Source organism: Poinsettia branch-inducing phytoplasma str. JR1 (assembly GCF_000309465.1).
Lineage (GTDB): Bacteria > Bacillota_I > Bacilli_A > Acholeplasmatales > Acholeplasmataceae > Phytoplasma > Phytoplasma pruni.
In genome coordinates this window covers 1-11,652 of record NZ_AKIK01000052.1, presented here as the reverse complement: position 1 = coordinate 11,652, position 11,652 = coordinate 1, and the positions used below count along the sequence as shown (strand labels likewise).

Below are 11,652 nucleotides of genomic sequence, written 5' to 3'. Positions count from 1 at the left end.
AAAATTATAATTGTTAATTTCTCTTGTCTAATTTAATTTTAATTGATTGATTCATTTTTTTATTAAATAGAAAAATTATTATTAATAGAAATAGAGGAAAAAAATAAATGAGTATATTATTCACAGATTTAAATTTATTGCCACAAACAGAAAAAGCTTTAGAAGAGTTAAATTTTTCAATTCCTACATCAGTTCAAGCTATGGCAATACCAGAAATGATACAAGGACATGACATTATTGTTCAATCTCAAACCGGAACAGGGAAAACTTTCGCTTTCGGCATCCCTACCATTGAAAAAATAGATCCAAAATTAGCTAAAACACAATCTTTAATATTGTGCCCTACAAGAGAGTTAGCTTTACAAGTTTCTCAAGAAATTAAAAAATTATTAAAATTTCACAGAGAAATTAGAACAGCAGTAGTTTACGGTGGAGAATCTTACATTAAACAATTCCATCAACTTGATTTAAATCCGCAAATTATTATCGCTACTCCAGGTAGAATGATCGATCTTTTAGATAGAAAAAAAGTTGATTTATCAGCAGTTAAAATTTTAACTCTTGATGAAGCTGATGAAATGTTAAAAATGGGTTTTCAAGATGCTTTAGAAACTATTTTAAGTCAAATTCCTAAAGAAAAACAAACAGCTTTATTTTCAGCTACTTTGCCTTTTTCCATTAAGAAAATAGCTTCTAAATACCAAAATAACCCTAAAGTATTAAAAGTTTTACAACAAAATATCGCTGTTAAATCGATTGAACAATTTTATTATATTGTTAAACATTTTGACAAAAGCAAACTTTTAGTTCGCCTTTTAGATCAAAAAAATCCTGAATCAGTAATTATTTTTGCTAATACGAAAAAAGATGTTGATAATATCCTATCTTACTTACAAGAAAGAGATTTTTTAGCTGACGCTATTCACGGCGATTTAAAACAAAACCAAAGACAACACGTAATGAATAATTTCCGTAAAAAAAATATTAAAATCTTGGTCGCTACCGATGTGGCAGCTAGAGGATTAGATATCGATGACATTAAAATGGTTATTAACTTTGATTTACCGCATGAAGACGAAGTATACGTACACAGAATCGGTAGAACTGGTAGAGCCGGTAAAAAAGGCGTTGCTTACAGTTTAATCAGCGTTCAACAAGTTTCTCAATTGAAAAAATTAGAAAATTATTTAAAAGAAAAAATAACTGCTGTTACTATCCCTTCAATAGAAGAAATTAAAAAAGAACAAAATAAATTATTTGAAACTAAAATTGTTGAATTAATAGAACAAAATCCAGAAGAAAACAATAAAGCAACAACCTTAACAGAAGCTTTATTAGAAAAATTCGATGACAAAACAATTATTAACAATTTATTAAGTCACTTAATGCCTAAGAGTAAAAAATATGAAGAAATAGCTGAACCAAAATCATTCGGTGGCTCTTCACGTTACCAAAACACTCGTAACAATTACAGAAATAACAACTTTAGCAGATTCAACAATTCTAACAGTTATGGTTCCGACAACAGAAGAGAAAATTACGGCAGAAGAAGCAATTCTAACTTCTCCAATAATAATAACAAATTTGGTAGATTTGGCGGCAGAGACCAAATGACCGAATTAACTATTAATTTAGGCAGAGAAGACGGAATTAATCCACCAGTATTTTTAAAAATTTTAAGCGATAAATTTAACGTTTATGGCAAAAATATCGGAAACATCAAACATCTTTCTAATAAAACTGTTTTTGAAATTGCTGATCGTTTTGTTAAACAAGTTCAATCTAAAGACAATGTTTATTACGAGAAAAAACTTTTACAAATTCAATCTAGATAATAATAAAGTCTTTTCTAATTTACTATAAAAGATTTTATTTTATCGCAAAATTTAAACCAATTTGTTATAAAAAAAACAAATTGGTTTTTTTATTTCATTAAGGGGGGATTTTTTTCGCTCTTTTGATTTATTTATCAAAAGAAGGTTAAAAAAAGATTTTTATCTAAAACAAAAAAAGACAAAACTTGGAATTAATCGAAAGTTTTGTCTTTTTATTATAAAGATATCTAATGTGATTTTGTTTAGTTTTAATGGATTTTTATTGTTGAGATTTTTTGACTATTTTTTATTGACTAATAAATCATTCATATCTTTTTCGTAAATTTTTCTCTCTTTGTAAAGTTTGTTTATGACATTTAACAATTTATCGTTTAAAGTGAAAGTTTTTCTAGTTATTTGTTCAGTTAAGTCTTGCCCCTTACCTTTTATTAAAGATTCGGAAGACGATATAGAACTTTCAAACAATTTTAAAGCTTTGTCATAAGAATGATTCACTATTTGTTGAATCAATTTTTGCGTTTCAGGCTCCATTTTAGAATTAAAAACCATTAAAGGTATTTTATTGCTAGAACTTAAAGCATTAGAATCAGGTAACATTCCGTATTTCGTCACCATTTGAGATGCTAATGAATAAGCTTTTTTATAATCATCGCTAGCTCCTACGCTAAACTGTCCGTCTCCGTAAAAAAATTCTTCTGCAATTCTTCCTCCTAATGAGATTTGAATGCTTTTTTCTAAATCTTTTTTAGTAGGTAAATTACTCGCTTTATTAGGCAAAAACAAAGTATAACCACCAGCTTGTCCTCTAGGTTCGATCGTTACACGAACAACTTTATGGTCTAATTTATGAGCTAATATAGCATGTCCCATTTCATGAATAGCAACTCTTACTTTATCTTCGTCGTTTAATTCATTTGTAGAAATAGGACCTAAAAGAACTTCGTCCATTAAATTATATATTTCTTCATTAGTAACTTTTGAAGATGTAGTTTTTTTCTTTTCAAGTTCTTTAGCTTTTTTAGCTAGTGAATCAATTTGAGCCGCACTGAAACCGAATTGATGAATTGTTTTGGCAATTTCTTGAATTCTTTGATCTAGACTTCCTTTGTTTTCTTGGGAAAACATTTTCAAACCAGATCTTTTCAAACTACCTTCTAATAATTTTTCAGTAGTTTTTAAATTCGGCAAACCCATATATATGTGTTTGCCTAAGCGACCTTGTCTGGTTAAAGCATCGTCTAAAAGGTCAAATCTATTAGTCGCCCCAATAATAATGGCTTGCGGTTCATTTTTATTTTGATTAAAACCGTCTAAATTGGCTAATAAAGCGTTTAAAGTAGATTCATGTTCTGAATGGTTATTATCATCGCTTTTACTTCTTGCTCTACCGATGGTTTCTATTTCATCAATAAAAATAAAATAAGCGTTCTTATTGTCTTTGGTCGCTTTTTCTTTCGCCGTTTTAAAAAGATTTCTGATTCGAGAAGCTCCTACGCCAACGTATTTTTCGACAAAATCTGAACCAGTTGCGGAATAAACAGGACTTATACCTTTCAGCTCTCCTGCTAAAGTTTTTGCCAAAAAAGTCTTACCTGTTCCTGGCGGTCCATAAAGTATAACTCCTCTTTCTACTTCGCCTTTTTTAGGATTTTGAGCATATTCCACTAATTTTTTTAATTCGTTTTTTTCGTTTGCATAACCATAAAAATCTTCAAATGTTTTATCATAAGTTTTGATCAATTTATCTTTAGCCCATGAATTTTCTTCTTTATTCGCCGCAGCATCATCGCCTGACATTGCTTTTGTTATTAAGTAAAAAACACCGATAATTAACAAAACATTCAATAAGATGCTAGTAATATTTTTGATAATGTTGAGCCAATCTTTCTTTTTATGAGGATTTTTGTTAGAATTTTTTTGATCAAAATGCAAAAACTCATCAAAATTGTTAAAATTTTGTGTCATAAATATAATAAATTCCTTTTAAATTTTATTGTTTAACAAAAAAATTGTGTTACTGTTTTAATTTTTCTAAATATTAATTTCTTCTTGGAAACATTTTTTTAATAAAGTCTAAAATATTTTAACAAAAAAATTTAATAATTTATGAATTAATAACAATATAATAACATATTTTAACCGATTATCAAACAATATCATTGAAGAAATTTATTTATTTTTATTTAAAAAAAGAGCCGTTATCTCTCAAAGAGAAACGGCCAGGAAAAATATTTTTTTACAATTAATAGCGACGTTTTTGATTTTTATTCGCAGAATTAATTAAAACATATAACATCATTAAAGTTAAAAAGATAATATAAAAATTATTTTTAATCCAAACATACATTTCAAAAGAATGAGTATTTTTAATACGATAATTTTTTATAAAATCATATATTTCTTGTTGAATTTTCTTTTCGGTAACATCTGGTTGTTGTGATTCTTTTTGCGCTACTAAAAAAGCCCCTTTAGAAATTAATTCGATGGTTTCGGTGTTAGGTTGTTCTTCTAAAATATGATCGATTAAAATGTATTTATGCACCGTTGCAGATACTTTTTCTTTTAACCTTTCTTCAAAATTATTTTCATATGTATTTATTTCTTGTTGCAAAATATCCACTATTTCTTCTAAAGAAAAATTGGTAAAAAATAAATTTTTCTTAACTTTATTTTGCAGAAGCGTTATTAAAGAATTTTTTTCATACTCCACTATCTCAATATGCAATTTAGGGTATATTGTTTGCCATATTTGATAAAAAAGTCTATCTATTAATAAAGCGGAATTCTCTTTAATATTGGCTTTGATTTCGTCTAAAGAAATATGGTTTTTTCTTTTCATTAAATTCACTAATTCGTTATAAACTTCTTTTTTTAAATCTATTTGAAACTGCTTGATCTGTTGAGAAGTGAAAAGCATATTATTTAATTTTAATTCTTCAATAATGCGGTCTATTTGTTGCTCTAATATTTGTTTTTTGTTAACTTCTAAATAAGTTTTAGTTTCTGACAGGAGTGCGAATTGCAGTTTCTCTAAAGTCAAAATATGAGGAGACAATATTAAAAAATCCAATTTATCAGCAATTATTTTTTTAATTTCTAATTTATCTTTTTCTTCGATTAAAAGATTTTGAGCTACTATTTGACTAAAAACATTATTTATTAAAGGTTGTTTAATGTTTTCATCTAAAAATTTCAAAATAAATTGTTCTATTTCTGCTTCGTTATTATCTATTTCTCTAGCTTTTTGTAAGATTTGTGTTTGAAAAAAAGCATCACCTCTTAAAAAAGGATATTTATAGCAAAATTTATCTATTAACATGTGTGCTGTTTGTTGATTGATTTTTAATTTTTCATAGTCCCAAATTAAATAAATCTGATGAACTTTTTTCATGCCCGTTTTTAAAATTTCTTCTAAACTATCAATTTTTTGAATTTCTGAACGTCTTTTGGTGGAGTCTGTATTTTCTTTATCTTCGAAATAAACACCTAATAAACCTTCTGGTAAAGGGTTTTCATCATTATATGTTTTTTTGATTTTGTCTTTATCATCTGAAAAGGAAATACTGTCTATTTCGTCGCTTAGATATTTATTATAACCGGCTTTTTGATGTTTTTGATAATGATTATTGATTAAATCAAAATATTTCTTTTCAGAAAAGGATAAAAAACTATCTTTGAAAAGGTGTTTCAAAGGAACGTTTTTATATTCTTTCATTGTCGATAAAAAAGCCATATCAGGTTTGTCATGGGTATGTTTCTCCCAATCTACTAAAGTTTCTGATTGTGAAATTCTATCGAAAGCTAATTGTAAATCAATAGGCAAAATGTTTAAATGGCGATGCATTTCAATAGCTATCCCTGCTGCTTGATCTAAAATTTCAATAATTTTTCTTGGTGATTTTAAAAAATGATTATCGAATTTACAAATCTGTTCTATAATTTTGTCTAAATATTTATAAGCACGAACATCTAATTTATAATTTTTAGAAATCATTTTAACAAAAGTTTTCAACTCTTCTTCTTTCCAATAATTTATTTCAATCAGTTTATTAAAACGACTTAAAACGGCGATATCTATTTCATCTTTAAAGTTAGTGGCCGCTATAATAAAAACAGTTTTATCAGGATCTGTATAAATACCCTCGATTTGGGATAAAAAAGAGGAAATCATATTCCCATGGTCTGAAGTTAAACCATTAGCATTGCGTTTTCTAAAAATACTTTCACACTCATCGATAAAAATGATACATGGAGAATGTTTGCGTGCTTCTTCGAAAAGATTTTCTATAATTCTCGGTCCTTCTCCTACATAACTTCGGGAAAAATCTGCAGAAGTAACAGCGTAAAAAGGTAAGCCTGATTCTTTGGCAAAAGCTTCGGCTAAATATGTTTTACCTGTACCTGGCGATCCGTACAACAAAACTCCTCTAGGTTGTTTTTTAACGCCCATTTTTTTATATTCTTCAGGATTCTTTAAATAAGATAAACTTTCTAAAAGTTGCTCTTTTTCTTTTTCCATTCCGATAACATCTTTAAAACTGTGTAAACGAGTAGTATCTTTTAAAAATCTAGCAGCTGCTGTTTCTGTTTGTGTTAATTTAATTCTTTCTTTGGCTTCATCTTTTAATTCTTTTTTTGTTAATTCAAGTATTTCTTGATATTTGCCCAAAATAAATTGGTCGCTTTTTTCTTTTTGTTGTTGTGAATTTTCAATGATGGTTTTTAATTTATCTAAAGTATTATCATAAAATTCATTCAAATATTTAAATTCTTGATCGTTTTTTTTTAACTTTTTTTCTTGTTCTTGAATGTTAAAATAAGCAGTTCTTAATTGTTCTTTAGTTTTGTCTAGTTGTGATTGATTATCTTTTAAAATATTTTTTTGATGATTAATGATTATTTGCAAAGATTGTTTCTCTTTTTTACTTAAAGTTTGAAGAATTTGAATTTCTGTTTCTTTTAGTAATAATTCTTCTTCTAAGTTATTTTTATCTTTTTGCAATTTTTGGATGAATTGTCCTTGTTGTTTTAAGTCTTTTTTTTGAGCTGCAATATCGCTCATTAAAGTTTGTATTTCTGCATTTAATTTATTTTTTTCTCTTTCTAAAAGATTCTTTTGTTTTTCTCCATCTCTTAATTGGTTTTGCTTTCGTTCTAATTCAATATTTTTGTTTTGAATTTCTTCTGATTTTTGATCTATTTTAGCAATTTGTTCTATAATTTGTTTTTTTAATTCATCAATATCAATTTGTCTTTGATCTAATTGTTGTTGATAATTTTGGATGGTTTTTTTAAGTTTTTCTATCTCTTTTTGAGATGAATCTAATTTATCTTTAGTTTGGTTTAATTGATTTTGATTTTCTTGTAAAAGAATTTTTTGATGATTAATTGACTCTTGTAAAGATTGTTTTTCTTGTTGGCTTAAACTTTGCAGAGTTTTAATTTCTTGTTCTTTGGAAGATAAAAGGTTTTCCAAAGTAGTTTTATCTGTTTGTAATTTTTCTATGGATGCTTCTTGTTGAGATAACTTATTTTTAAAAGAATCAATATCACTAATTAAATCCTTGATTTCGTTTTTTAAGCGATGTTTATCCTCTTCTAAAAGATTATTTTCTTTTTCTCCTTGGACTAATCGTTCTTGTTTGTTTTCTAACTCTTGGACTTTTTGTTTAATTATTTCATTATTTACATCGATTTCTTGATTTTTGGCCTTTATTGTATTTTGTAAGGTTATAATGTCTTCTTGTTGTTGGTCTAATTGTTGTTGATAATCTTGGATGGTTTTTTTAAGCTTGTCTATTTCTTTTTGTGAAGTATCTAATAGATATTGAATGTCGTTTAATTGGTTTTGATTTTCTGCTAAAAGATTTTTTTGATGATCAATTGAATCTTGTAAAGATTGTTTTTCTTGTTGGCTTAAACTTTGCAGAGTTTGAATTTCTTCTTCTTTAAATAACAATTGTCTCTCTAAAAACGCTTTATCTGTTTGCAACTCTTGAATAGAATTTTTTTGTTGCGATAGCGTTTCTCTTTGAGAATTGATATCACCGATTAAATCGTTTATTTCATTAGTTAAACGGTTTTTTTCTTCTTCTAAAAGAGTGTTTTTTTGTTCTTTTTGGGCTAATTCAGCTTGTTTATCCTCTAAAGCTTGCACTTTTTGTTGAATTATTGTATTATTACGTTGAATTTCTTCACTTTTATCCTTTATTTGGTTTTTTAAGGCAACAATAGCTTCTTCTTTTTGTGCAATTTGTTTTTTATATTTTTTAATTATTGCATTAAGTTTTTCAATCTTTTTTTGGGCAGAACTTAATTGTTCTCGCATTTCGTCTAATTGTTTTTGATTGTCCACTAAAATACTTTTTTGATAATCAATAGTCCCTATTAACATTTGTTTTTCGTATTGGCTTAAAGTTTGATGGGATTCGATTTCTTGTTTTTTGGATAACAACTGATTTTCTAAAGCTGTCTTATTGTTTTGCAGTTGTTGCACGATCAATGATTGTTGTAATAACAATTCCCTTTGAACATCAATATTACGGTTCAAATCTTTTATTTCTTTATTTAAGCGATTTTTATCCTCTTCTAAAAGATTATTTTCTTTTTCTCTTTGGTTTAATTCCGTTTTTTTAACGTCTAATTCGTGTATTTTTTGTTGGATTAATTTATCTTTGGCGGTAATATCGTTTTTTTGATTAAAAATTTGCATTCTTAAAGACAGGATGTCTTCTTTATGTTTATCCAACTTATTTTGTTGTTCTTGCATTAACAAATTAAGCCTTTCAACAGTTGTTTGAGTTAAACTCAATTGTTCTTGCGTTTCATCTAATTTTTTTTGTTTGCCTTTTAAAAGGTTTTGTTGGGTTTCGATAAAGGACAATAAACTTTGTTTTTCTTCATTTTGTAATTTTTGTTGAGATTGGATTGCACTAATTTCTTCCGTTAACATTTGCTCTATGCCTGTTTTTTCTCTTTGAAGAGAAACGATCTCTTGTTGTTGAGAAAATAAAATATTTTCTTGTCCTCTGATATTTTGAATTAATTGATCAATTCTTTTTATTAATTGATTTTTTTCTTGCTCATTGGAAAGATTGTTTTGATTTGCCAGGAAAAATTGTTCTTTAACCGCTTTTAGTTCTCTTATTTTGTCGTCCATATCTTTTGATTGTCGTTTAATAAAGATATTTTGTTGGTGTATTTTAGTTTCTAAACGATCTATTTCATGGCGTTGTTGATTGATGATTACTTGTTTTTGTGTATATAAATCTTGATATTTCTTATCGGGATAGAATTAATGCGTTTTACCGTTTAAAATGGGTTTATTACACTAAGCCCCCCACACCACCGTACAAGCAAGTTTCCAAGCATACGGCGGTTAAAATAGTGTGTTAATATTGATTTCTCTTAAAAAAATAGGAATCATTTATAAGTTTAAATGTTTTTTTAAAAAAAATTAATATAGCCTTGCTATTTTTTCATCTTTTGCCTTGTAAGGGTCGTTATCCCTCTCCTTGGTGAGTCAGTATATTGATGCATTTCAGCATTAATTGTCAATTTCTCACGACTACTATGATTCTGCTTCTCCCTTGACAACAACCTTAACAACTATCAAGTTGAAAAAGGGTTCTGTTTTAGGGAAATAGAAGTTACTCTAAATATCTACGTAATCAATTTAGGCGAGCTGACCTGAGAAATTATATCTTATCTGGCATAAAATATTTTCTGACAGGTAGGTTTGAGGTGGGAATTAACTCCATCATCTAGAACGATGACAATGATTTTAACATACGAATTAAAATACGTTAAAAGACCTCAAAATTGTTGATATAAACGAAAATAAAGATATTTTTATCTAACAAGTTATGATTTGTAACCCTTTTGGTTGCTCTTAGCTCCTTTTCAGAAGTTATCCGTGTTGATCGTTTGCTCTTGCGTCTTCTTGTTGGATTAAAGGATAACCCTCATTTACGCTTTTATTTTCTGCTGTAATTTATAATTCTTTCGTTTTATAAACCGAAAATATGAGTTAGACCATCATTGCAGGTCCAGCATTTCGTTATTTATGCTGATATTTAGGCATCTTTCTCGCCCTAATTCTTCTTTTAAACTGTTCATTTCTTGTTGAATAAATTGTATTTGTGGTTGTAAATTGTTTTTATAACTTTCGCTATTTTGAAAGAGAGGATTTGAATTTATGATTTTCATTTCTTCTTCCAAAAGCATCGCTTGAAGTAATTTGTCAATTAAAAATTGAATATGTTTTTTAGAAACAAAGATCATATTAGCTGGTTGCCAATTGCGCCAAAAAGAACCTTTGTCGCCTTGAAAATTGTTTTTTTTATGTTGTAAATATATTTGATAATTTTGTAAATCATTGGCGTTTCCGACAAATACAAAAAGGTATTCGTTAGGGTCAAAAACGGTCGTAGCAATTGTATTACTAAACTCTTCTACAATGTTATATTTTTCTAAGGTTTGATACAGAAAATCAATGTTTTCCTTGTCTTTTTCCTGAAAATTATAATATTCCTTGTCTATTTCTGCGAAAATCATTTTAACAACATGTTCTAATAAACGTTGGCAAAAAGCTGCGTCTTTTATGATCGGCAACATTGTTTTAATTTTTTCTATAGAAGGGTAAAGAATAGGGGAAACTGTTTTTTTCGTTTCTGGTTGTTTATTACGATAAGGAGTGATTCCGTATATAGGACTTATTAATGAAAAGGTTAGAAAGATGACAAAATATTTCCAAACCTTTTTTCCTTGAATTGACATATTTTTTGTTAATGCTTTCTAATTAAAATTAATATCCTCTAAAAATGAAAATATTATTTTTGCAATTGTCTCTTTAATGGGTTGTATAAAACAATAGATATGTAGTAAAAAACTATAAAAATACATTTTATTGATTTTGTGAGAAAGTTGTTTCATTTATAGAATAAAAAAAGTTTCTGGATTACAAAAAAATTAATTCGCCCCTCTTTGAGGGGAATAATATTTTAATTCAGTTAGGACAAATTTGATATATATATTTTCATACCTTTCTAATAAAAATATTTACATAGCATTATAATTATATCATTAAATAATATAAAAATATCTGATATGATTTATAAAAAAAAAGACCTTTTAATAAGGTCTTTTTTTAATGATAAAATGTTTATTATTGCGTTTTTTCTTGCTGTATTGTCATTTCTTCTTGAATTTTATCTTCTACTTCGGATAAGTCGGAATTTTTTTCTATAATGCCGGTTTGTTTATCTTTTTTATCATTTTTTTCGGATTTCTTTCCGAAGATACTACTCCATTTTTTATTTTTTTTAGTTTTTTCTTTAGATTCTGTGATTTCTTTTACTTCTTCATCAGAATTTAACGTTGTATCTTTTGTATTTAACTTTTCATTTTGAATTTCTTCAATGATAAATGTTTCTTGTTTCTCTTCTTCTTTTGTTAAGTTATTTTCATCTAATTTTTCTTGAAATTTATTGTCTAAAGTATCGTTAAAATCTGTTGATTCGGCATACTCGTCTAAATGGACTTGTTCATAAGAAACCAATTTATCTGTCGAAAGAGCGATTTTTTGCTCTTTATTGTAAAAAAAAACTAAAATAAATAATGAAAAATAATAAAAGAACGAGTAAAGGGACAATTAAAAATATTTTTAAAATGTTGTTTGAATCGTTTGTGTTTCTAATAATCTTTCCTCTTGTTTACATTTAATTGTTTAATTGTTTGAATTTTAATTTAATTTTTGAATTTGAATTTTTATTTTAATTATTAGGATAAAAGGTAGAAAAAAATATTTATTAATATT

5 protein-coding genes are annotated in these 11,652 nt (G+C 27.1%); 1 reads left to right on the top strand and 4 read right to left on the bottom strand.

Going from position 1 to position 11,652, the window contains the following annotated elements; all coding sequences use genetic code 11:
- Nucleotides 1–107 precede the first annotated feature (107 nt).
- On the top strand, nucleotides 108–1,835 hold the full coding sequence (locus ON17_RS01430) for a DEAD/DEAH box helicase (protein WP_017191721.1): 1,728 nt from the start codon (nucleotides 108–110) through the stop codon (nucleotides 1,833–1,835).
- 279 nt (nucleotides 1,836–2,114) lie between these two features.
- Here the strand turns inward: ON17_RS01430 and ON17_RS01425 are convergent, their stop codons facing one another.
- From ON17_RS01425 to ON17_RS01410, 4 genes are all read right to left on the bottom strand, one after another.
- Complete coding sequence (locus tag ON17_RS01425) at nucleotides 2,115–3,800, bottom strand: AAA family ATPase (protein WP_017191720.1); 1,686 nt, start codon at nucleotides 3,798–3,800, stop codon at nucleotides 2,115–2,117.
- Nucleotides 3,801–4,077: 277 nt separating this feature from the next.
- Nucleotides 4,078–8,994, bottom strand: a complete 4,917-nt coding sequence (locus ON17_RS01420) for an AAA family ATPase (RefSeq protein WP_017191719.1) — start codon at nucleotides 8,992–8,994, stop codon at nucleotides 4,078–4,080.
- Nucleotides 8,995–9,872: 878 nt separating this feature from the next.
- A complete protein-coding gene (locus ON17_RS01415) occupies nucleotides 9,873–10,613 on the bottom strand; it encodes a hypothetical protein (protein ID WP_017191718.1) in 741 nt (246 codons plus the stop codon).
- Nucleotides 10,614–11,001: 388 nt separating this feature from the next.
- Nucleotides 11,002–11,487, bottom strand: coding sequence for a hypothetical protein (locus tag ON17_RS01410; protein WP_100222520.1), 486 nt, complete (start codon nucleotides 11,485–11,487; stop codon nucleotides 11,002–11,004).
- Nucleotides 11,488–11,652 lie beyond the last annotated feature (165 nt).

What these genes read in the sequence shown, in the direction of transcription:
- ON17_RS01425 (WP_017191720.1), bottom strand. Translation starts at nt 3,800, where the DNA reads ATGACACAAAATTTTAACAATTTTGATGAGTTTTTGCATTTTGATCAA.
- ON17_RS01430 (WP_017191721.1), top strand. Translation starts at nt 108, where the DNA reads ATGAGTATATTATTCACAGATTTAAATTTATTGCCACAAACAGAAAAA.
- ON17_RS01415 (WP_017191718.1), bottom strand. Translation starts at nt 10,613, where the DNA reads ATGTCAATTCAAGGAAAAAAGGTTTGGAAATATTTTGTCATCTTTCTA.
- ON17_RS01420 (WP_017191719.1), bottom strand. Translation starts at nt 8,994, where the DNA reads ATGGACGACAAAATAAGAGAACTAAAAGCGGTTAAAGAACAATTTTTC.